Source organism: Pseudarthrobacter sp. MM222 (genome assembly GCF_947090775.1).
GTDB lineage: Bacteria > Actinomycetota > Actinomycetes > Actinomycetales > Micrococcaceae > Arthrobacter.
In genome coordinates this window covers 1973672-1994871 of the sequence record NZ_OX352321.1, presented here as the reverse complement: position 1 = coordinate 1994871, position 21200 = coordinate 1973672, and the positions used below count along the sequence as shown (strand labels likewise).

Below are 21200 nucleotides of genomic sequence, written 5' to 3'. Positions count from 1 at the left end.
GGCGGCGCTCGTCGGCGCCCGCGATTTCACTCAATGGAAATCGGCGCCCGCGACCCTGCCGTCGCGAGTTCCCGGGCAAGGAACTCCAGCACCGGCCGCGACTGGGGGCTGCCCGCCGCATGATTGAGATGACCGTGCACCGCGCCGCGGGCCAGGAAAAAGGACACGGGAACACCTGCGCGCTCCAGGTTAGCCGCGAAGAGCTCAGAGGAGCCCCGGACGTCGTCGTACTCGCAGGCCACGATGGCAGTCGGCGGCAGCCCGGACGGGTCTGCGTAGCCGGGCATGGCATACGAGGACGCCATGCTGACGGGACCGCCGATGTAGTTCTCCGCGTTCCGTACGCAGTCTTCGGGGGTGAAGCGAAGGTGCCTGGGCAGCGTCGCCATCACTTCCTCGTCCAGGCCCTCCGCAGGCGGCGGCAGCTCGGCGTGCAGGAAGGGGTAGGCCAGCAGCAGTTTCGCGGGGACCGGCTTTCCGGCGTCGGTGAGGTACAGCGCGGCACCAACGGCGAGGTTGCCGCCAGCGCCGGCGCCGCCTAGGCACAGGAGCTCCGGGTCCAGCCCAAGGCCGGAGGCGTTCCTGCGGGTCCAGAACCAGGCGGTCAAGGCGTCCTCGTGGGGCACGGGAAAGTGCACGCCGTCGCGGGCCAGCCGGTAGTCCACTGACAGCACCGGCGTCCCGGAGGAGGCCAGCACCCGGCCCAAGTAGTCGGATTCGGGCATGTCCAGGCCGCCGCTGACGAAGCCTCCCCCGTGAAGCCACACCAGGGCGGGTCCGGCCCTGCGGGGGGCCTCACCGTAGATGCGGATGGTCACCGGGCCATGCCGGCCGTCAGCGGTGACGGCGTGGATTGGAACATCGGGACCGACATGTCCGGCCGGGGCTTCCGGACCCTCTGGGGCCGCAAGGTACTGGGCGAAGCCGGCATCGGGAGCCAGCCCCGCGTCCTTGGCTGGAGCAGTGGACTCACGCTCCCGGGATGTCATGGCCGGCCCAGCGTCCGGGAAAAGAAGTCCACGGCGGCAGCAAGGATGGCCTCGATCTGCTCTTCCGCCCCGAAGAAGCAGTGGTCCCCGCCTTTGATCGTGACCACCTCGCGCTCCACCCCTGCGCCCGCAAGCGCGGCGGAAAGAAGGTCTGTCTGTGCATGCGGCACCAGGCCGTCACTGTCACCGTGCACCAGCAGGAACGGCGGCGCGTCGGCGGTCACGTAGCTGACCGGGCTTGCCGCTGCCAGGAGCGCGGGATCATCCGAGCCGCCCACCAGCATGTATTCGGGCTGCAGGGGCATCCCCGCTGGAACAGCGGACGTCAAAGCCGGCGGGAACAGCCCGGCCGGAGTGTTCATGGGCGGAATGTCAACGAGTGAGGAGACACCGTAAAAGTCGACGACGGCGCTGATACGACTGGGGTGCCCCTGCGCCCCAAGACCGCCGTGCAGATCCTCCCGGTTGCCAGTCAGCCCGAGCAGGGCAGCAAGGTGGCCGCCGGCAGATTCGCCCCAGGCTCCGAACCGTCCGGGATCGATTCCAAGGTCCTCTGCCATTTCACGCAGGTAACGGACAGCCGCCTTCACGTCATGCAGCTGCGCCGGGAACGGGGCCTCCAGGGAGTGCCGGTAGTCAACGGTGGCGCAGGCAATCCCCGCCTCATTGAGCAGCCGGAACACCGAATCGGGCGCAAAGGTGGGCGGCAGCTCGCGGCGGTCACCCAGCTGGAAGGCGCCGCCATGGACCCACACCACCAGCGGCACGGGCCCGGCGGCCTGCCGGGGAAGCCAGATGTCCATCTTGAGCGGCCGGAAACCGATCGCGCGGGCGTAAGTGATTTCGCGGTGCACCGCGGAGACGTCCGAGAGGGTCTCGGCAACGCCCGGGGCGTCAAAGACGGGGAATGGGGGAACGTCCATTCCGCCCGGTCGGGCAGGATTCAGCCGCTCGGTTTCGTAAACCTCGGTGGCTTCATTTGCGGTCATGGTGCGCTCCTCACAAGCTCGGGTTCTGTGGCGATGCCGCCGCTGGCGGGGGCAGTAAAGTGATGCGTTCCGGGCCCGACGACGGCGGCAGGCTTGCCGGGGAGACGGACTTCGGCGATGGTCCTGGGCGGGACGGTTGCCTTCAGCCGCAGCCCGCCGTCGCCTCTGGTCCACTCCACCCCAATCAGGCCCTGCGGGCCGAAATGGGAGGTGGCCGCAGAGGTCAGGCCCGCCCCGGGCCGCGGCTCGATGATGATCCGTTCGTAGCCGGCGCTGCCGGGAGCCTGCCGCAGGCCTGCCGTGCAGCGGTGGAGGAAGGACACCACGGCGCCCTTGCTGTAGTGGTTCAGGGATTGGTGCGGGTTGCCGCCGGCGTCGAGGCCGTTCCACAGCTCCCACATGGTGGTGGCGCCGCGGTCCACCATCACCAGCCAGGACGGTTCGGACTCCTGCATGAGGAGTTCATAGGCCAGGTCCAATTCACCGTTTTCGGCGAGGACGGGCAGCAGGTAGGGCGTGGCCAGGAAGCCTGTCCCCACGTGGGTGCCGGCCTCCCTGATGAGCGAAACCAGTTGCCTTGTGACAGTGGCGCGCCGCTCCGGGCTGGCAAGGCCGAACGCGAGGGCGCGGACGCAGTTCGCCTGGCTTGCCTGGGCGACTCGCCCGGAGGAGTCCAGGTATTCCGTCTCCCAGGCCCGCCGGACGTTCTCGGAGAGTTCAGCGAGCGCGGCGGCGTCGTCCGTGTGGCCCAGGACGCCGGCAATTCTGGCCATCAGGGCTGTGGTGTTCCGGTAATAGGCGGTGGCCACAATGCCGTGATCGGCGGAACGGGCGGCGAACAGGTCCGGCTCTGGACCGTCCGGTTCCATCCATTCGCCCCAGTGGAACCCGGTGTCCCAGAGGTACCTTTCGTGTTGCGCCGGGACCGTGCCGGCAGCCGCCCGGACCGGGTGCCGTTGGGATTCTGCGGTGGTCCGGACAAAGTCCAGCCAGCGCTGCATTGCTTCCCAGTTCTCGGCAAGGACTGCGGCATCGCCGGTGGCCAGGTACACCTCCCACGGCACCATCGCGATGGCGTCACCCCAGCCCGCCGAACCGTTGACGAAGGCCATGAAATCCGCCGACGTGATCACCGGACCCGGCGACGGCGAGATGTTGGCGATGACGCCGTTCTCCCACTGGTCGGCGCGGACGTCGTTAAGCCACTTCCGCGAGAACCCCGCCACGTCGTAGAGATACGCCGCCGTGGGAACGAACAGCTGCCAGTCCCCCGTCCAGCCGGCCTTTTCCCGCTGGGGACAGTCCGTGGGAACTTCACAGGCATTGTCCCTGAAGCTCCACTGCACAATGCTATGCAGTTTGTTGAGCCGGTCATCGCTGCAGGTGAAGGTGCCCAGGGGTTCCAGGTCGGTGTGGACGAGGCAAGCCGTGATGTCCTCCGGCGCAAGGTCCGCGGGAAGTCCCTGCACGGACACGTACTGGAAGCCGTGGCTGGTGTGCCGCGGTTCAAACACTTCCCCCGAAGCGCCCGACGTCGTCACCTCATCAACCTGCCCGGCGGCAAGGAACTGGCCGGGGTGGCGGAAATCGTGCGGGCGCAGGTGGTCCTGGGTCACGTCGCCGTCGGCGTCCAGCGCCTCGCCGTACACCAGCGTGATGGTCTCCCCCGGGCCGCCCAGCCTGGTGAGGCGCAGCCAGCCGTGGATGTTCTGGCCGAAGTCCACCACCTGGTTTCCGTTGGCAAGGCGGGTTATGGATATTGGCGCGAGTTCCTCCACGATCCGGGTGGGCGGCGCCACCGGGCCGGTCAAAGTTTGGTAGCTGCAGTCCCGCACGACGGCGTTTTCCTCGGCTGCCGCCTTTCCCTTGAGTGGACCAGCCAGCGTCCGGAAGTCCACGCGCTGCCCCGCCATCAGGTCAGCACTGAGGATCTCCGTTGGGGACACCCGCCACGAGGCATCCGTGCCGATCACCGTCCTGTGGCCGGCGGACTGCATCTCCAGCTGCGCGAGGAGTGCGGTGTGCCTGCCGTACATGTCGGCGTCGCGCGTGTACCCGAAGGTTCCGCGGTACCAGCCGTCCGTGAGGACGGCGCTGACGGTGTTGGTACCAGAACGCAGCAGCGCGGTGACGTCGTAGGCCTGCACCTGGAGGGTGGTGTTGTAGCTGGTGGAGCCGGGAGTGAGCTGCTGATCGCCGACGCGCCTGCCGTTAAGAAACAGCTCGTATATGCCGTGCGCTGTGGCGTACGCACGGGCGTATTCAGGGACAGCGGCCAGGGTGAACGTCTTGTGCAGGGCGTAGCCGGGGCGTTCTCCGGGGGCAGGAACAACCGGCTCGTCGGGGCCGATCCACCGTGCCGTCCAATCCGAGGGGTGCAGGAGCCCCAGCTCCACAGGCATCGGCCCGGACCAGGCGCCTTCGGTTTCCGTGCCGTCCGCGGCAGTGTTCCATGTCCGGACCTGCCACACGAAACGGCTGCGCGAGTCAAGCGACGGGCCGGAGTACGGCACCAGCACGTGCTGGGCGGACTCCACCCGGCCGGTGTCCCAGCCGTTGCTGGCCCTGATCTGATAGGCAGCCTGCGAGATGGTTGCGGCGGGCCCAGTCCCCTCAGGCAGCGTCCAGCTGAGGCGGGGTCGGGGATTGGTGATGCCTATCGCCTCGCGGAGGTGCTCCACGCGGAGCCGGGTGGGCGCGTTCGGGGCCGGGCGTGTTTCCGCGACGTCGGCGTCGAGACTGATAAGGGTCATACAGCAGGCTCCTGAATATGGGTAGCTGGAGTTCCAGCTTCGTTTCCACCGGGCGGTCATCCACAGCGCACTTTCATTGGTTGGAATAGTATTGTGGTCTAGCTCACGGACTACGGTCCGAACCACAACGGCACAAGGACCCAAGCCATGTCTGTCCCCTTGGACACCGAAACCGCCGCCACCCGCGGGAAGCGGCCCAAGCAGGGTGAACCGGTCATTGACCGGGCGTTGAGCCTGCTCGCGGTCTTTTCCGACCGCCGTCGCGCGCTGACCCTTTCGGAACTGGCACGCCATGCCGGGATGCCGGCGCCCACGGCGCTCCGTCTGATCGCCCGGCTGGTTGCCTGGGGTGCCCTGGAACGGCTCGACGACGGCCGGTACGTCGTCGGGGTCCGCTTGTGGGAGGTGGCATCCCTGTCCCCGCGGGGCCACGGAGTGCGCGAGATTGCGCTGCCCTACCTTGAGGACCTCTTCGAGGTGACCCGCCATCACGTTTTGCTGGCCGTTCTCGACAACGAGCAGGCAGTGCTGATCGAGCGGCTCTCGTCGAAGGACGCCACCGAAGTGGCGTACCGGGTCGGCGGGCGCGCGCCCCTGCGGTCAACCGCCGTCGGGCTGGTGCTCCTGGCGGGCGCAGACCAGCAGTTCCAGGAAGTTACCCTGCGGAAGCCGCCGGAGCATGAACCCGGAGTGGAGCCCATGCCGGAAGGGCAATTGCGCCGTACCCTCTCGGATGTGCGGCGCACCGGGATCGCGATGATCCGCCGATCGTCCCCCTCGCGGACGGTGTCCGTGGCCTCGCCGATCTTCGACGCGCAGGGTGCTGTGGTGGCCGCGCTGTCCATCGTGGTCCCCGACGGCTCCACCCCGCCCAACGTGCTGGCTCCCGCGGTCCGGGCCACGGCGCGTGCCGTCTCCAGGAACCTGGGGCACCACGCCGAGGTCAGCCCGGATGTGCGGACGCACTCTGAAGGGTGACAGCCCTGGAGAACCAGGGTGGGCTGGCGTTAGTGCTGGCCCTTGATCACGAAGTAGGAGCCGCGGATTGTGCCGGCGAGCTTTGACTTTTGGCGCGCGAACTTGAAGCTTGACGCCAGCTCCTCGGGCACGTCCATGCCTTCGGAGAGCTTGAAACCTACTGCGCGCTTCGCGCCTTCCGCGATGCCGTACATGACGTTGATGGCCAGGCCTGACTCGTAAAACACGTAGGCCATCCGCATACCGTCCACCTCGAAGGAAGAAACCTCAAGCGGGCGGGCGGCGATGGCGATGTTGCGCTCCCTGGAGAGAATGCCGTGGATCCAGTCGAGCGTCTCGGGCGCCTGCCCCGCCGGAGTGACGGTGAAATCGTGGTCGTACTTATTCTTGAAGTAGCGCGCCTCGTTGGCGCGCAGCCCGGCCAGCGCCTCCACGACAGGTGACGATTCCAAACCAACGGTGGAGACATTCTTGAAATCTACGGTGTACGGCATGCATCCTCCTGGGAGTTTCCTCCGCACATCGTCGCAGACGCAGACCGTCCGCTGCACCTGGACCGCGCCGTCGAACGAGGGCGCTGACCATTCCTGCCGCCGCTAGCCGTAGTTGCCGGGTCCCGGCCTTCCGCTTCGGCTACACCGCCGAGGAAACGGCCAGCCCGGCGGGCGCGGTGAACCGGTGCGTGCCGCCGCTGACGCTGCGGCGCTCACCGCCCGGAAGTTCGACGTCGGCCTCCACTCCATCCGGCACCGTCGCCTCAACAAGGAGCGCGCCGTCGACGACCTGCCAGTCCACGCGGACGGTTCCGTGCGGGGTCTTCAGCGAGGTCCTGGCCCAGTCGATGCCGACGCCTGGCACCGGCGCGATCCTGATTCTGCTGTAGCCCGGAGCCAGCGGGCTGATGCCACCGATTCCCTTGTGCAGCCAGTCCGCCACGGCCCCCAGGGCGTAGTGGTTGAAGCTGGTCATCTCGCCCGGATTGATGGTGCCGTCCGAGAGCATGGAGTCCCAGCGTTCCCAGACCGTGGTGGCACCCATCGTGACCGGATACAGCCAGGACGGGCAGCCCTGCTCCAGGAGCAGGCGGTAGGCCTCTTCGCTGTGCCCGGTATCGGTTAGGGCCGCGGTAATGAAGGGGGTGCCGGCGAAGCCGGTGGACACGCGGTAGTTGTTCAGGCGGACCAGTTCCGCAAGGCGTTCCCCGGCGAAGTCGCGGTGCTCGACGCCGGGAAGGATGCCGAAGGCAATCGCCAGCGCGTAGACCGTGGTGCAGTCGCTGCGGATGGTGCCGTCGGCGCCCACGTAGTGCTCCAGGAAGGAGGCCTGGACCCGTGCCGCGAGCTGCTCGAAGTACTTGGCGTCGTCCTGGTATCCGAGCAGCCGCGCCGTTTGGGCGGTGATTGAGGCGGTGCGGAACATGCACGCCGTGGCCACGACGCCGGTGTCCGCCTTCGCGTCCCACGGCTTGTCCGGATCGGCATCCGGGTCGAGCCAGTCACCGAACTGGAAGCCGTGGTCCCAGAGACCGGTGGGTGAGAGCAGGCCTTCCACCCGGCGGGTGTGTGAGGTCATCGATTGGTACTGGTTCTTCAGGACGGTGTCGTCGCCGTACGCCTCCCACAGTGCCCACGGCACCCAGACGGAAGCTTCGCTCCACAGTGCAGACGATTCCGGCGCCGGAAACTCCGCCGGTTGCGGACAGTATTTGAGGGCGTCCGGGACGGTGATGGGCACCAGGCCGTCGGCCGCTTTCTGCTCGGCTGCCAGGTCCAGGAGCCAATCCTGCAGGAAGCCCTTGACGTCGTAAAGAAATGCTGCCGTGGGGGCAAAGACGGCTATGTCGCCGGTCCAGCCGAGCCGCTCATCACGCTGCGGGCAGTCTGTGGGCAGGTCCAGGAAGTTGCCCCGAAGCCCCCACACGATGTTGCGGTGGAGCTGGTTGACCAGCTCGTTGGAGCACTCGAAGGTGCCGGTGCGCTCCAGCTGCGAATGGACCACCACTGCCTCCAGGGAGTCCTCCGTGAGCGTGCCAGGCCAGCCGGAAACCTCTGCGTAGCGGAAGCCGTGGAACGTCTTGGTCGGCTCAAAGAAGTCCTCGCCACCGGAGAGAATGAACGTGTCCGTCGCCTCCGCGGAACGCAGGGGCCGGACGCCCAGCTCGCCGTCGTCGAGCACTTCTGCGTGGCGGACTCTGATGGTGTTTCCGGCCTTGCCCCGCACGGTGAACCGAAGCCAGCCCACGAGGTTCTGTCCGAAGTCCACGAGTGTTTTGCCACTGGGTGACGTAAAGATCTGCACGGGCTTCAGAACCTCGGTGCGCACCACCGGCGGACCCACGGGTTCGGCGAGCCGCCCGGCGTCGAATTCCAGCGTGTGGACCCCCGCCCAGGTGCCGGCGTCAAAGTTTGGTTCCGCCCAGCCGGGCTGGTTCCGGCGGGCGTCCATGGTCTGCCCGTCGTAGAGGTCGTTGGCTGTGGTGGCTGACGGGCCGGACTGCCAGGAGGAATCCGAAGCGATGGACTGGATGTGCCCGTCCGCGAACTCGATGTCCAGCTGCCCGAAGAAACCCAACTGTTGCCCGTACAGGGCAGACATGCCGTGCCAGGCCAGGCGTCCGCGGTACCAGCCGTTCCCAAGCGAGACACCGAGGGCCGTTGTTGGCTGCACCAGGTGCGTGACGTCGTAGCTGCGGCAGCGGAGCCGCCACTCGTACGAGCTCCAGCCGGGGCTCAGCACGTCATCGCCCACGGGAACGCCGTTGATCTGGGCCTCGTAGACGCCGAAGGCGGTGGCCCGAAGCGTAGCTTTTTCCACGGCGCCGTGGCCCTCCGCGAGCTGGAATTCCTTGCGCAGGAGCGGGGCGCCGTCGAAGTCTTCGTCAGGGGTGATCATGGCTGCTTGCCAGGGTGCCAGTGGCATGGGGTGGTGTTCCGTTCTGGTGGGTGTGTACATGTCAGTGCGTGACGGAGCGGGAGGTCTGGGGCTTAGGGAAGGCGCGTTAGGACGCGTGGTGGCAGGCGACCTCGGAGGCCCCCACCAGCCGGAGCGCGGGGCGTTGCGTCCGGCACAGGTCGGTGGCGAGCGGGCAGCGCTGGCTGAAGGGGCAGCCGCCCGGCACTGCCGTTGCGGCGGCAGCAGTCCGAACGCCGAGGGACTCGCGGGCATGCCGGCGGGCGGCCTGCTCGGCGGGCCGCGGCACCGGGGACGCTGCCACGAGGGCCTGTGTGAACGGGTGCTTGGGATTCTCGGTGACGGCGGCGGCGGGTCCGCTTTCCATCACCTGCCCGCGGTAGAGGACCACGACGCGCTGGGCCAGGAACTGCACCACGGCGATGTCGTGGGCGATGAACAGGTAGCCCAGGCCGCGTTCGTCGCGCAGGTCGGCCAACAGGTTCAGCACCTGGGCCTGGGTGGAAAGGTCCAGCGCGCTCACGGCTTCGTCGCAGACCACCAGGTTGGGGTCGCAGATGAGGGCACGTGCCACGGAGATGCGCTGCCGCTGGCCGCCGGAGAACTGGCTGGGGTACCGGTCCACGGCGTCGCGGGGCAACCCCACACGTTCCAGCATGTCCGCTGCGCGCTGCCTGGCCTCGGCGGGCCTCACGCCGCGGAGCCGGAGCGGTTCTGCCAGCGAGGAGCCCACTGTGTTCCGCGGATTCAGGGAGGAGTTGGGGTCCTGGAAGACGGCGCGCAGTTCCCCGCCGAGGGCCCTTCGCTGGGAGGCAGCAGCAGAGGTGATGTCCGTGCCCTGGTAGCTGATGGACCCGCCGGAGACCTTTTGCAGTCCCAGGATGGCTTTGCCGATGGTCGACTTGCCCGAGCCTGATTCACCAACAAGTCCCACGGTTTCCCCCGGGGCGATGCTGAAGCTCACGCCGTCGACGGCGGCCGGCGCGGCTGCCGCCTTCCGGCCGCGTCCGTAGCGGACCACGAGGTCCTTGACGTCGAGCAACGGCTGGGCGGAGGCGGGCCGCGGGGATTCGGGGCGGACCGAGGTTGCGGTGCTCATGCGTGATCCTTTTCAACAGTCCTGGGTTCAAGTTCAACGGTTCCGGCGGCAGCCGTTCCGGTGTCACCGGTCCGGGCGTCCACCAGATTCAGAACGTGGTGGCTGGGTACGTCCGTGGCGACCCAGTCCAGTCCTTCAACGGCCAGTTCGTCCGCTTTGACACAGCGCACCACGCCGTCGCCGGTTCCGGACGGCAGCAGCGGGATGGGGACCAGGCAGGCGGAGCCGGCGAACTGGCAGCGGGCGGCGAAGCGGCACGTGCTGGGCCAGTCCTGGGGCTGGGGCACCTGCCCGTTGATGGTGGCAAGCCGCTCGGGCATATCCGAGGCGTCGTTGGCATGCGGATCCGCAGCCAGCAGGGCCAGGGTGTAGGGGTGGCGCGGGTTGTCCAGGATGCTGTTCGTCCGGCCGCTTTCCACCACCTGGCCTGCGTACATGACGGCCACCTGGTCGCAAAGGTCGGCCACGACGCCGAGATCGTGGGTGACCATCACAACGGACATTCCGGTGTCCTTCACCAGGCTGCGCAGGAGGGAAAGGATCTCGGCCTGCACGGTGACGTCCAGTGCGGTGGTGGGTTCGTCTGCCACTAGCAGGCGGGGTCGGCCGGAGAGCGCCAGCGCGATGGCCACGCGCTGGGCCATGCCGCCGCTGATTTGGTGGGGGTAGGTATTCAGGATGCGCGCCGCGTCCACGATGCCCACTTTTTCGAGCAGGCTCAGGGCCTCGGCCTTCGCTTCGGCCCTGCCCCTCCTGCGGAGTCGCCGGACGGCGGCTGTGAGCTGGTAGCCCACGGTAAACATAGGGTCCAGGGCGCGCATGGGTTCCTGCGAAATAAGGGCAATTTCCCGTCCGCGGATGCCTTCCATTTCCCTATCGCTGGCCGCGGCCAGGTTTTTGCCGTTCCAGCGGATCTGCCCGCCGGTCACGGAAACCCCGGAGGGCAGCAGTCCCAGGAGGGACAGCGCCGTCATGGTCTTGCCGCAGCCGGATTCGCCCACCAGGCCCAGGACGGTGCCCGGTTCGACGTCGAAGGAGACGTCCGTTACCAGGCGGGGGCCGTTGTCCACGCCGACAGCGAGGTTGCGGACGCTCAGAGTGTCTTTCGCAGCCGCGTCCTCTGTAGCCGGAGCAGCCGCGGCGATCGCGGGGACCGCCGTTTTTACGGACTTCGTCCGACGCCGCCGTGCCGCCGAAGAGGGCAGGTGCGAGGCGGTGGCGTTGGGTGATTTGCCGAGGGCGTTGCCGATTGCGTTGGCGGCCAGGACCGTCAGCGCCAGCACGGCACCAGTTGGGACCATGAGCCAGGGGGCGTCATAAACGTGCTGGGAGGCACCCTGAATCATGCCGCCCCAACTGGGTTGCGGAATGGGCGGGCCGAAGCCGATGAAGGCCAGGCCGGCCTGGATGAGCATGCCGACGGCGAAGATCAGTGCAGACTGGACCACAATCGTGTTCGTGAGGCCGGGCAGCACGTGGCGGAGGCTGATGCCGGCCGTGCCGACGCCGTCCACCCTGGCTGCGTCCACGTAGAGCTGGGACTGCAGGGACTTTGCCTGGCCGAGCATGACCCGGTAGATGCCCGCCGAGATCAGCACGCCCAGGATGGCCATGATCAGCGGGATGTTCGTTCCCACGGCCCCGATGACGGCCAGGATGATCACCGTGCCGGGCAGGGACATCATGATTTCGGTGACGCGGCTGATGACGGCTTCCACGCGCTCACCCGTGGCGGCCGCCAGCATTGCCAGGAGGGTGCCGAGCCCGACGCCGACAATCACCGTGATCAGGGACGTCCCCAACGTCCCGGCGGCGGAAGCGAAGATGCGGCTTAGGAGGTCCCGTCCCAGCTCGTCGGTGCCGAGCCAGTGCGCCGCGGTGGGTCCGGACAGGACGGCGGTGAAATCCTGGTCCTCCGTTTTGAAGGGCAGCCACAGCGGTGCGGTCAGGGAGGCGGCTACGAGCATGGCCAGCCAGATCACCCCGGCGACGCTTGCCGGAGAGGCGAACAGCTTGTTGGGGATCATGAGGCACGCAACTTCGGATCGAGGAACTTGGTGGCGAATTCCAGCAACAGGTTCACGGCAACCACCACAACGGTGGCGATTACCACTACGCCCTGCACGGATGGGGCGTCATGGGTGCTGACAGAGTTCTGGACGGCCTGGCCAAGGCCCGGCATGGCGAACAACTGCTCTGCGATGACTGAGCCGCCGAAAAGCTGGATGAACTGCAGGGCGATGCCTGCCACGATTGGGAGGCTGGCGTAGCGCAGGGCGTGGACGTACAGGATTTTCCACGAGGGGGTAGCGGTGGCCCGGAGGGTGCGGATGTGCTCTTGCTGGAGCGCCTCGAGCATGGAGGCCCTGGTCTGGCGGGCAATGAACGCCGCTCCGCCCACGGCCAGGGTGATTACCGGCAGCGCCAGCGACAGCGCCCAGTCCTGTGGGGAGTCCTCGAACGGAACATAGCCGGTGGCCGGAAAGACGGAAGACTGAACCGCCAGAAAGTAGACAAAGATGATGCCGATCCAGAAGGCCGGCAGGGCGACGGCCATGCCAGCTGCTCCTCCGATGATGCGGTCCACCATGCCGCCCCGGACGGCCGCGGTGACGCCCAGTCCAATCCCAAGGACGGCGCTGAGCAGGGTGGCCCCGGCGGCCAGGGACGCGGTGACGGGGAGCCTGCTCGCGAGGTCCGCGCTGACCGAACGTCCGTCAATGAGCGAGATGCCAAGGTCACCCTGGACTGCGGCGCCGAGCCAACTGAAGAACTGGACCAGGAGCGGATCGGACCAGCCGAGACGCCGGTTGACCTCATCGATCGCTTCCTGGGAGGCGCCGGCCCCGAGGGATACGGCTCCCGGGCTGCCGGGCATTGCGTGCACCAGCAGGAACGCCAGCACCGCCACCACCAGCACGGTGGCCAGTGCCATCAGCAGGCGCTTGGTGATAAATAATGCCATGGTGACCTCCATCGGTCAGGCCCGGCCGGGCGGGCTCTCTGGAAGAGCCCGCCCGGCCGGTCCGGGTATTAGCTGGCCGGCTTGTAGGACGAGAGGAGCGGGTAGGCGTTGGTGCCGGCGAACTGCACCTGCGCCACCTTCTTGGTGTTGTAGCCCTGGTTGGTCAGGGCTTCATAGAGCGGGATCATCCAGCCGGATTCCACCAGCCGGGTGTTCAGCTTGGTCAGCGCCGGCTTGGCGGCGGCCTCGTCCTTGGCTGCCGCAGCCTCGCCGGTGGCAGCCGCCAACTGGTCGTCGGTGGCCTTCTGGACGTTGGTGAAGCCGTTCAGGATCGCTCCGTACATCACGCCGACGGGGTTGTCCCAGTTCAGCGGGGCGTACCCCAGGGGCGTGGTGGCGACCGCGGCAAACGCTTCATCCGTCGAGGACGCCATCTTCACGTTCATCGTGATTCCGACCGCGGCCAGGTCCTTCTGGACTGCCTGCAGGTCCGTCTGGGTCTGGGCGCTGGCGATGATGGTGAATTCGAACCCGTTCGGGTAGCCGGCTTCGGCCAGCAGGCTCTTGGCCTTTTCCGGGTTGTAGGCGAACTTGGTTTCAAGATCCTTGGTGAAGCCTGCGGAGTCCCTGGGCAGGGCGTTCCAGGCGGGGATATCCCCCTTGTGGAGGGCGTCCACCAGGGCCTGGCGGTTGATGGCGTACTGGATCGCCTGCCGGACCTTCTCTTCGGCGAACGCCGGTGCAGTCCTGCCGATCTTGTCAAAGGAAATCATGGTGTTGACGGTGCCGCCGATCTGGGACACGCCTACCCCCTTGGACTTAGTGAAGTCGACGGTGGACGACGTCAGCATGGCCACGTCCGCCTGGCCGGACACCAGCGCGTTTGCGCGGGCCTGCGGGTCCTGGACCACGCTGAAGATGACCTTGGTGAACGCGTATTTCGAGGCGTCCGGGTTCTTGTCGTTTTTCACCAGGACGTACTTGTTGCCCTTCACCGTGCCGGGATCCAGGGTGTACGGACCGGACCCGTCGGGGGTTGCGGAAAGGCTGGCCGCGTCCGTGACGCCGTTCTTGCCAACGATCATGCCGGTGGTGGAAGCCAGGTTCTTCTCGAACCCCGGTTGCGGCTTGGCAAACGTCAAGGCCACCTGGGTGGGGCTGACCACGTCCACGGAGGTGATTTCCTGGGCGCCGCCCTTGGCAACTGCGGAGTAGGCGCTCAGTGCGGGATCGGAGCGGCGGTCAAGGTTTGCCTTGACCAGCCCGGCGTCGAGCTTTGACCCGTCTGTGAACGTCACGCCGTCCTTGAGCGTCAGTGTCAGTACGGTGTTGTCCGCGTTGTAAGCGAATTCCTTGGCCAGGCCCGGGCCTGCGGAACCATCCGGTTGAAGCGTCATCAGGCTCTCGTAGAGGCCCTCGAAAAACTGCCGTTGGGCCGCTGAGACGCGCAGCGGGTCGAAGCCGAACGATGCCGAGTCGCTGTCGATGGCGAGGGTCAACGTATTGGTATCCGCCTTGGCGGCCGCTTGGCTGGAGCCGCCGCCACAGGCGGTCAGCGATCCCAGCAGGAGCGCTCCGGCCAGAACGGCGGAGCTCGCACGAGCGGTGGAGTTCACAAGTTTCATGTAGTGCGCCTTTGCATTCTGATGTGACAACGGAGAAAAGATGTCTTGGGGCTGGCGGCTGGCCGGCTCCTCACAAGCATCGGCGCGCGGCGCTGGGCGCTCACATGAGAATGTCATTGATTGAAAAAGTATTGTGGCCTCGGTCACGTCACGGGAAAGGATTGAAAGCCAGGGCAGAGACGCCCCGAGCGCCGTTCTCAAGGCGCTGAACCGAAAGGAACTACATATGACCACCGCATCAGCATTCCCGCAGGACTTCCTCTGGGGCGTCGCCACCGCCGGGCACCAGGTGGAGGGAAACAACGTCAACAGCGACACGTGGTTCCTGGAGCACCTTCCGGGCACCATGTTTTCCGAGCCCTCCGGGGATGCCGTGGACCACTATCACCGCTACCGCGAGGACATCGCCCTGATCGCGAGCCTCGGGTTCACCAGTTACCGCTTTTCCTTTGAGTGGGCACGCATCGAACCGGAGGAGGGGCACTTCTCAGTTGCCGAACTAAACCATTACCGGCGCGTTCTGGAGGCCTGCCACGAGCACGGACTCACCCCCGTGGTCACGTTCCATCACTTCACGTCCCCGCGGTGGCTCCTGGCCGTCGGCGGATGGGAAGGCACTCGGACGGCGGAGCTCTTCGCCCGCTACTGCGACCGGCTGATGGCGCACCTGGGCGACCTTATCGGCGTGGCCTGCACGTTGAATGAACCAAACCTCCCGTGGCTGCTGGAGTCCTTCGGCATCGGCGGCGTGGCCCCGGAAGAGCGCGGGTCCGTGCCAGTGTGGGCCGCAGCTGCGGAACGCCTCGGCGTGGATGCAAGTACGGTTGCCCCTTTCCAGTTCTGTTCCACGGAAGCCGGGTTCAACGTGAAGCTGGCGGCACACCGGGCCGCCACGGCAGTCATCAAGGCCCGGCGACCGGAACTTCCGGTGGGCTGGACCCTTGCGAACTCAGATATCCAGTTCATTGACGGCGGCCGCGAACTTGCCGACCGGGTGCGCCGCGACGTAAACGAACGCTTCCTCGAGGCCTCCCGCGGTGACGATTTCGTGGGAATCCAGACCTACGGCCGCACCGTCTATGGTCCGGACGGCCATGCCCCGGCCCCGGAAGGCGCGGAGACCAACCAGATGGGTGAGGAGATCTACCCACAGGCCCTTGAGGCAACCATTCGGGAAGCCGCCCGGATTGCCGGCATACCTGTGATCGTGACGGAAAACGGCCTGGCCACGGAGGACGATTCGCAGCGGGTGGAGTACCTGCGGGCCGCGGTGGACTGCGTTGCCGCCTGCCTGGCGGACGGCATTGACGTCCGGGGATACATCGCGTGGACGGCCTTCGACAACTACGAATGGGTTTTCGGCTACCGCCCGAAGTTCGGCCTGATCGCCGTGGACCGGGCCACGCAGGAGCGGACACCGAAGGAGAGCGCCCGCTGGCTGGGCAACGTTGCCCGCACCAACGCGATGATCGTCCAGGCCGCCGACGCGACGGCCTAGAGGGAGCAGGCAACATGAGCGCAACCGCGGACGCGGCACGGCCGGCCCTGGCGTTTGCCACCACTACGGCCGGCGTCGTACGTGGCTGTGTGCGGCACCTTGACGGCCGTCCCGTCCGCACCTTCCTAGGCGTTCCGTACGCGGAATCGCCGGCGGGCGGTCGACGCTTCCTGCCCCCGCTTCCGGTTCAACCCTGGGAAGGAACACGGGACTGCACGGCGCCGGGGGCGATGGCGCCGCAAAACGCCGACGCCTTCACGCCCCCGTCTGACCGCTTTCCTGAACTCTGGGATGAGGAGAGCTGCCTCAACGTCAACGTGTGGACACCCGGAGCCGACGGCGGCGGCCGCCCGGTGTTGGTCTGGATCCATGGCGGCGCCTACCTCACCGGTTCCAACAACGGCGCCCTGCACGACGGCGGGGCACTGGCTTCCGCGATGGACGTTGTGGTGGTCGCCCTCAACTACCGGCTGGGCGCCCTGGGCTTCCTGCACCTGCCGGAGCTTCTGGGGCCCGCGTACGCAGACTCGTCTAATGTGGCGCTTCTGGACCAGCTGGAGGCGTTGCGTTGGGTGGCCCGGAACATCGCGTCGTTCGGCGGCGATCCCGGTAACGTGACGCTGTTTGGCGAATCCGCCGGCGCGGCAGCTGTCGGCACCCTGCTGGGAATGCCGGCGTCGGAGGGCTTGTTCCGCCGCGCCATTCTGCAAAGCGGGACCGCCGAACGGTTCCGCAGCGCGGAGGAGTCAGCGCTGGTGACGCAGGAGTTCCTCGGCCTGTGTGGCCTGGACGCAGCGCGTGCCAAGGAGCTGCTGGACCTACCCGTCGGTCAGCTGCTGGCGGCGCAGAATGCTTTGGAAAGCGCTGCCGCAGCCGTCACCTTCGGCGTTCCGTTGCCGTTCCAGCCCACCGCCGGGACACCCGCAATTCCGCGGCCCCCGCTGGACGCAATCCGGCTCGGGTGCAACTCCCGGATTGACCTGCTGGTTGGCACCAACCTCAACGAGGGTTCCTTCGCCGTGGAATTCAGGCCTGCCGCGCCGTCGGACCCGCCACAACTTGCTGACCGCGTGGACCTGATGCTGGCGCGGGCCAGTTCGAATCCGTCCGGGGCGCGGGCCAGCTACGAGGAAGCACTTGCTAGGACCCTGGGCCTTCCGCCGAACGGCAAGCAGCTCCTCGAGGCCTACCTTGCCGATGTGCATTACCGGCAGCCCACCAACAGGCTTCTGGCGGCGCGCAGCGGCTCCCAGGGGAAGAACTTCAGTTACCTCTTCACGTGGGAGAGCCCGGCCATGGGCGGCAAGCTCGGCTCCTGCCACGCGCTGGACATCCCGTTTGTGTTCCGGCAGTTGGAGGCCGCGGAGGCGAAGTTCCTGACCCGGGGAATCGCACCCCAGGCCCTGGGAGACTCGATGAGTTCCGCGTGGGCCAATTTTGCCCGATCCGGCGCGCCCCAGGCCGCCGGGCTTCCCCCATGGCCGGAATACGGCCGCCAGCACCGGCAGACCATGATCCTCGACGTCATTTCCCGCGTGGAGTCCGACCCGCGGGGTGCACTCCGCGAATTCTGGGCTGCCGACCAGGCCGTCCGTCCAACCATAGGGAGCGGGGGTCCGGGCTGAGGGTCCGCGGCGCAGACGAGCGACGCCGTCACCAGCCGCCGCGCGTCGGCGTATGTCCCTTTCGGGCGTCGTCGGGCATTCGCAAGTTCCGGTCGCCGTGCTCGGGCGGTTCGACTACACGGACCCTTGACACGTCCCGAAGCGGAGTCTAGGACTGGCAGTGTCCAGTCCACCCCACCAGCGTAGGAGCAGAAATGGAGACCACGGCCTACGGAGTCGTGCACTTCTTCCCAGGAGGCACCAAGGAGCAGTACGACGCTGCAATTGCCGCTGTCCATCCAGGCGAGGGCGTTCTGCCGGAGGGCCAGATCTTTCACGCCGCAGGCTCCTCCGCGGGCGGTTGGACCATCATGGCGGTCCATGAATCGAAGGAGAGCTGGGAGACATTCCGCAACGGGACCCTGATGCCGCGGATGGAGCAGGGCATCGAGGGCGGCTTCGCCTCCCCGCCCGAGGAGACCGTCGTCGATCTCTACACGCTCATGCCCTAGCGAAACCTGAGCCCGGGCGCATGCGGCAGGCCTCCCCTGGCGGGGAGGCCTGCCGCATGCACCGGAGCGGCCGGTCGTGGTGCGAAGGGGGTACTGACAGTACCTGTATCAGCAGGGACTCCCGCGGGCTGCGGGGTCCCTGTTTACTTGATAGGGGTCCACCGACCCCACCCCTGACGCAATTCCCAAGAACCACTGGAGACACATGCTGACCGTTAATGCCTATGCCGCCCCGTCTGCTGACGGAGCCCTCGTACCGACCACCATCGAGCGCCGCGACGTTGGCGCCCACGACGTCCTGATCGAGATCAAGTACGCCGGCATCTGCCACTCCGATATCCACACCGTCCGCGGCGACTGGGGTCCCCAGACCTACCCGCTGGTTCCCGGACACGAGATCGCGGGTATCGTCACCGAAATCGGCTCCGCCGTCACCAAGCATCAGGTTGGCGACCGCGTCGGCGTCGGCTGCATGGTCAATTCCTGCCGGGAGTGCGCCAACTGCCTGAAGGGCGAGGAGCAGTACTGCCTCAACGGAATGACCGGCACCTACGGAGCCGTGGACCGGGACGGCACCATCACACAGGGTGGCTACTCCACCCACGCCGTTGTCACCGAAGACTTCGTGGTCCGCATTCCCGAGGGCATCGACCTCGACGTCGCCGCCCCGCTGCTCTGCGCCGGCATCACCACCTACTCCCCGCTGCGGCACTGGGGCGCTGGCCCCGGCAAGAAGGTCGCCGTCGTCGGCCTCGGCGGACTCGGGCACATGGCCGTCAAGCTTGCCCACGCGATGGGTGCCGAGGTCACCGTCCTCTCCCAGTCGCTGAAGAAGCAGGAAGACGGGCTGCGCCTGGGCGCGGACCACTACTATGCCACCAGCGACGAAGGGACCTTCGAGACGCTCGCCGGGAGCTTCGACCTGATCATCAACACCGTCAGCGCCTCGATCGACATCAGCTCCTACCTGCAGCTGCTGGCCCTCGACGGTGCCCTCGTCAACGTCGGAGCCCCTGCCGAACCCCTCCCGGTGAACGCGTTCGCCCTCATCATGGGACGCCGTTCCTTCGCGGGCTCCGCAATCGGCGGCATCCGCGAAACCCAGGAAATGCTCGACTTCTGCGCCGAACACAACCTCGGGGCCGAAATCGAGGTCATCCCGGCCGGGAAAATCAACGAGGCCTACGAACGCGTCCTCGCGTCTGACGTTCGCTACCGCTTCGTGATCGACGCCGCGACGCTGGCCTAAAGCATCCAACTGACATCTTCAACGCAGGAGGAAACGCTGTGGGGCGACCTCATTGTGATGAAGCCGGGCGACACGGTCTACACACCGCCGGGCGAATGGCACTGGCACGGCGCCGCGCCCGAGCACTTCATGACCCATCTGGCGATGTGGGAAGCCGCGGGTGAGGGCCAGGGCCCCGAAACTACCTGGGGCGAGCACATCAGCGACGCCGAATACGGCAGCCGCTAGCAACAGGCCCCTGCCCCGGAGGTAACTCCGGGGCAGGGGCAGCCCTCGTGCCCGGGGCGTGCGCTCCCGGTCCACCAGTCTTTCGTGGCACGATCTTTTCAGGGCCCGGTAAAGGGCCCAGACGCCTGACAGGCCCTCCGACGACGAAAGGCACCACCCATGAGCCTTGAACAGCCCGACCTGACTCCCGGACCCGACGCCGAATTCGATCCGGACTCCACGGCCAATCAGCCGGAGGGCGCTCTCCGGTCCCTGATCGGCCGCATCGAGCATGAAATGGCGACACTCCAGTTCGGCGGCTTCAGCCAGGGCAACGCCCTCGAGCTCGGTCTGCTCCTCGTGGAACTCGGCACGGAACGAAACCTGCCGATAGCGATCGATATCCGCCGAGGCGCCCACGTCCTCTTCCATGTGTCGCTGCCCGGAGCGACCGCCGACAACGAGATCTGGGTGGAAAGAAAGAGCAGGACCGCAGAACAGTATGCGGAGCCCTCGCTCCTGGTCGGCCTCCGGGGGCGGCTCGGCGGCGGCAGAATCGAAGACAACGGCTGGTTCGATCAGTCGCGCTACGCCGCGCACGGCGGGGCCTTTCCCCTCTACGTGAAGGAAACAGGAGCCGTGGCAACGGTGACAGTGTCCGGGCTGCCGCAGAAGGCGGACCACGATCTTGTGGTCGAGGCCCTGACGGCATTCAAGGACACCGCCTAGGCCGCCACCAGGCTGCCTCGGCGAACCCCGCCGAGACCTTCGCTCCCGGCGCCCCGGACAGGCCCCCGTCCTGCGGGCGCCGGAATGAGAGAATCGGGGGCGTGACTGATCTCGATCTTGACATGCACTGGTACACGGGGACGCAAACCCGAAGGGGCGATGCCGCTCCCCCCATCCAGCTCCACCGGTTGGCGGAGCACACCGTAATTCTCCGCCAGAGCATCGCGGACAATTTCGAGGCGCCGTTCCTCTACCTGCTGTTCGGGGAGGAGCGTGCCCTCCTGCTGGACACCGGCGCGACGTCGGACGCAACGAGGTTCCCGCTGCGCGAGACGGTCGACGCGCTGATCGAGGGATGGCTCATAAACCATCCCCACCCGGCCTATGAACTCGTCGTCGCCCACTCCCACGCCCACGGCGACCACGTCGCCGCGGACGGACAGTTCGCGGACCGCCACCTCACCCGCGTGGTCGGCCACACGGCGGACGACGTCGCCGAATTCTTCGGCATCACGGACTGGCCGCGCAGGTCAGCGCAGTTCGACATCGGCGGACGGGTGCTGGAGGTGATTCCCTCACCGGGGCACCATCCCTCGGCGGTCACGGTCTACGACCCGGCGACGGCCGTGCTGCTGACCGGCGACACGGTCTATCCGGGCCGGCTCTATGTCGGCGACTTCCCCGCCTTCGAATCGACCCTGCAGACCCTCTGCGCCTTCAGTGCGGCTCACCCGGTGGCCGCGGTCCTGGGCGCCCACATCGAAATGTCGCGCCGCCCGTTCCGCGACTTTCCGCTCGGCTCCACCCGGCACCCCGACGAGGCTCCCCTTCCCCTGACAACCCCGGACCTGAACGCGATCAAGGACGCGGCAGCCCGCGTCGCCGGCCGGCCGGGCGCCCACCGGTTCCCCAACTTTATTATCTGGAATGGGCCGTGCCGGCGGGAAGCCGCGGCCCAGTTCGGCCGGCTCCTGCTGTCCCGGATTTTCCGGCTGAAGCCGCGGTCCTCCCGTGGCAGGCTGAAAAAACGCTGAGGGCTATTGCCTGAAGCCGCACTTCGGAGGAGGATGTGCGGCAAACTCCAGGAGGCCCG

17 protein-coding genes are annotated in these 21200 nt (G+C 67.1%); 8 read left to right on the top strand and 9 right to left on the bottom strand.

Annotated features, from left to right (window positions below; genetic code table 11):
- Window positions 1-26: 26 nt before the first annotated feature.
- From OM977_RS09040 to OM977_RS09030, 3 genes are read right to left on the bottom strand one after another with little or no spacing between them, the layout of a single operon-like run.
- Window positions 27-989, bottom strand: a complete 963-nt coding sequence (locus OM977_RS09040; RefSeq protein WP_264357146.1) for an alpha/beta hydrolase — start codon at window positions 987-989, stop codon at window positions 27-29.
- Window positions 986-1978: an alpha/beta hydrolase gene (locus OM977_RS09035; RefSeq protein WP_264357145.1), complete on the bottom strand. Its 993-nt coding sequence runs from the start codon at window positions 1976-1978 to the stop codon at window positions 986-988. The genes OM977_RS09040 and OM977_RS09035 overlap by 4 nt, the downstream gene beginning before the upstream one ends.
- Window positions 1975-4731, bottom strand: a complete 2757-nt coding sequence (locus OM977_RS09030) for an alpha-L-rhamnosidase (protein WP_264357144.1) — start codon at window positions 4729-4731, stop codon at window positions 1975-1977. Before OM977_RS09030 ends, OM977_RS09035 begins: the two co-directional genes overlap by 4 nt.
- A gap of 147 nt (window positions 4732-4878) precedes the next feature.
- Here OM977_RS09030 and OM977_RS09025 point away from each other — a divergent pair, with 147 nt between their 5' ends.
- Window positions 4879-5709, top strand: coding sequence for an IclR family transcriptional regulator (locus OM977_RS09025; protein WP_264357143.1), 831 nt, complete (start codon window positions 4879-4881; stop codon window positions 5707-5709).
- Between the two features lie 29 nt (window positions 5710-5738).
- Here OM977_RS09025 and OM977_RS09020 read toward each other — a convergent pair whose 3' ends face one another.
- The 6 genes from OM977_RS09020 to OM977_RS08995 form a co-directional block, all read right to left on the bottom strand.
- On the bottom strand, window positions 5739-6203 hold the full coding sequence (locus OM977_RS09020; RefSeq protein ID WP_264357142.1) for a phage tail protein: 465 nt from the start codon (window positions 6201-6203) through the stop codon (window positions 5739-5741).
- Between the two features lie 139 nt (window positions 6204-6342).
- Window positions 6343-8628: a glycoside hydrolase family 78 protein gene (locus OM977_RS09015; protein WP_264357141.1), complete on the bottom strand. Its 2286-nt coding sequence runs from the start codon at window positions 8626-8628 to the stop codon at window positions 6343-6345.
- Between the two features lie 79 nt (window positions 8629-8707).
- The gene (locus OM977_RS09010; protein ID WP_264357140.1) at window positions 8708-9718 is read right to left on the bottom strand and encodes an oligopeptide/dipeptide ABC transporter ATP-binding protein; all 1011 of its coding nucleotides are present in this window, start codon (window positions 9716-9718) and stop codon (window positions 8708-8710) included.
- The gene (locus OM977_RS09005) at window positions 9715-11745 is read right to left on the bottom strand and encodes a dipeptide/oligopeptide/nickel ABC transporter permease/ATP-binding protein (protein WP_264357139.1); all 2031 of its coding nucleotides are present in this window, start codon (window positions 11743-11745) and stop codon (window positions 9715-9717) included. Before OM977_RS09005 ends, OM977_RS09010 begins: the two co-directional genes overlap by 4 nt.
- Entirely contained in the window at window positions 11742-12695 is a 954-nt protein-coding gene (locus OM977_RS09000; protein WP_333474013.1) for an ABC transporter permease, read from the bottom strand. The genes OM977_RS09005 and OM977_RS09000 overlap by 4 nt, the downstream gene beginning before the upstream one ends.
- 56 nt (window positions 12696-12751) lie before the next feature.
- Window positions 12752-14308: an ABC transporter substrate-binding protein gene (locus OM977_RS08995; RefSeq protein ID WP_264357137.1), complete on the bottom strand. Its 1557-nt coding sequence runs from the start codon at window positions 14306-14308 to the stop codon at window positions 12752-12754.
- Window positions 14309-14534: 226 nt separating this feature from the next.
- On the opposite strand from OM977_RS08995, the gene OM977_RS08990 reads away from it, so the two are divergent.
- The 7 genes from OM977_RS08990 (at window position 14535) to OM977_RS08960 (ending at window position 21141) form a co-directional block, all read left to right on the top strand.
- Window positions 14535-15806: a glycoside hydrolase family 1 protein gene (locus OM977_RS08990; RefSeq protein WP_264357136.1), complete on the top strand. Its 1272-nt coding sequence runs from the start codon at window positions 14535-14537 to the stop codon at window positions 15804-15806.
- A gap of 14 nt (window positions 15807-15820) precedes the next feature.
- Window positions 15821-17431 (top strand): carboxylesterase/lipase family protein, encoded by a 1611-nt coding sequence (locus tag OM977_RS08985; protein WP_264357135.1) that lies wholly within the window; start codon window positions 15821-15823, stop codon window positions 17429-17431.
- Window positions 17432-17625: 194 nt separating this feature from the next.
- Window positions 17626-17922 carry a hypothetical protein gene (locus OM977_RS08980; RefSeq protein ID WP_264357134.1) on the top strand — a complete coding sequence of 99 codons (297 nt, stop codon included), beginning with the start codon at window positions 17626-17628 and terminating at the stop codon, window positions 17920-17922.
- 205 nt (window positions 17923-18127) lie between these two features.
- The gene (locus OM977_RS08975; RefSeq protein WP_264357133.1) at window positions 18128-19171 is read left to right on the top strand and encodes an NAD(P)-dependent alcohol dehydrogenase; all 1044 of its coding nucleotides are present in this window, start codon (window positions 18128-18130) and stop codon (window positions 19169-19171) included.
- A 57-nt stretch (window positions 19172-19228) separates the two neighbouring features.
- Complete coding sequence (locus OM977_RS08970) at window positions 19229-19399, top strand: hypothetical protein (protein WP_264357132.1); 171 nt, start codon at window positions 19229-19231, stop codon at window positions 19397-19399.
- A gap of 159 nt (window positions 19400-19558) precedes the next feature.
- Window positions 19559-20107, top strand: a complete 549-nt coding sequence (locus tag OM977_RS08965) for a heme-degrading domain-containing protein (RefSeq protein ID WP_264357131.1) — start codon at window positions 19559-19561, stop codon at window positions 20105-20107.
- Between the two features lie 101 nt (window positions 20108-20208).
- Complete coding sequence (locus OM977_RS08960) at window positions 20209-21141, top strand: MBL fold metallo-hydrolase (RefSeq protein ID WP_264357130.1); 933 nt, start codon at window positions 20209-20211, stop codon at window positions 21139-21141.
- The last annotated feature ends 59 nt before the right edge of the window (window positions 21142-21200 follow it).

What these genes read in the sequence shown, in the direction of transcription:
- OM977_RS09040 (WP_264357146.1), bottom strand. Translation starts at nt 989, where the DNA reads ATGACATCCCGGGAGCGTGAGTCCACTGCTCCAGCCAAGGACGCGGGG.
- OM977_RS09035 (WP_264357145.1), bottom strand. Translation starts at nt 1,978, where the DNA reads ATGACCGCAAATGAAGCCACCGAGGTTTACGAAACCGAGCGGCTGAAT.
- OM977_RS09030 (WP_264357144.1), bottom strand. Translation starts at nt 4,731, where the DNA reads ATGACCCTTATCAGTCTCGACGCCGACGTCGCGGAAACACGCCCGGCC.
- OM977_RS09025 (WP_264357143.1), top strand. Translation starts at nt 4,879, where the DNA reads ATGTCTGTCCCCTTGGACACCGAAACCGCCGCCACCCGCGGGAAGCGG.
- OM977_RS09020 (WP_264357142.1), bottom strand. Translation starts at nt 6,203, where the DNA reads ATGCCGTACACCGTAGATTTCAAGAATGTCTCCACCGTTGGTTTGGAA.
- OM977_RS09015 (WP_264357141.1), bottom strand. Translation starts at nt 8,628, where the DNA reads ATGCCACTGGCACCCTGGCAAGCAGCCATGATCACCCCTGACGAAGAC.
- OM977_RS09010 (WP_264357140.1), bottom strand. Translation starts at nt 9,718, where the DNA reads ATGAGCACCGCAACCTCGGTCCGCCCCGAATCCCCGCGGCCCGCCTCC.
- OM977_RS09005 (WP_264357139.1), bottom strand. Translation starts at nt 11,745, where the DNA reads ATGATCCCCAACAAGCTGTTCGCCTCTCCGGCAAGCGTCGCCGGGGTG.
- OM977_RS09000 (WP_333474013.1), bottom strand. Translation starts at nt 12,695, where the DNA reads ATGGAGGTCACCATGGCATTATTTATCACCAAGCGCCTGCTGATGGCA.
- OM977_RS08995 (WP_264357137.1), bottom strand. Translation starts at nt 14,308, where the DNA reads ATGAAACTTGTGAACTCCACCGCTCGTGCGAGCTCCGCCGTTCTGGCC.
- OM977_RS08990 (WP_264357136.1), top strand. Translation starts at nt 14,535, where the DNA reads ATGACCACCGCATCAGCATTCCCGCAGGACTTCCTCTGGGGCGTCGCC.
- OM977_RS08985 (WP_264357135.1), top strand. Translation starts at nt 15,821, where the DNA reads ATGAGCGCAACCGCGGACGCGGCACGGCCGGCCCTGGCGTTTGCCACC.
- OM977_RS08980 (WP_264357134.1), top strand. Translation starts at nt 17,626, where the DNA reads ATGGAGACCACGGCCTACGGAGTCGTGCACTTCTTCCCAGGAGGCACC.
- OM977_RS08975 (WP_264357133.1), top strand. Translation starts at nt 18,128, where the DNA reads ATGCTGACCGTTAATGCCTATGCCGCCCCGTCTGCTGACGGAGCCCTC.
- OM977_RS08970 (WP_264357132.1), top strand. Translation starts at nt 19,229, where the DNA reads ATGAAGCCGGGCGACACGGTCTACACACCGCCGGGCGAATGGCACTGG.
- OM977_RS08965 (WP_264357131.1), top strand. Translation starts at nt 19,559, where the DNA reads ATGAGCCTTGAACAGCCCGACCTGACTCCCGGACCCGACGCCGAATTC.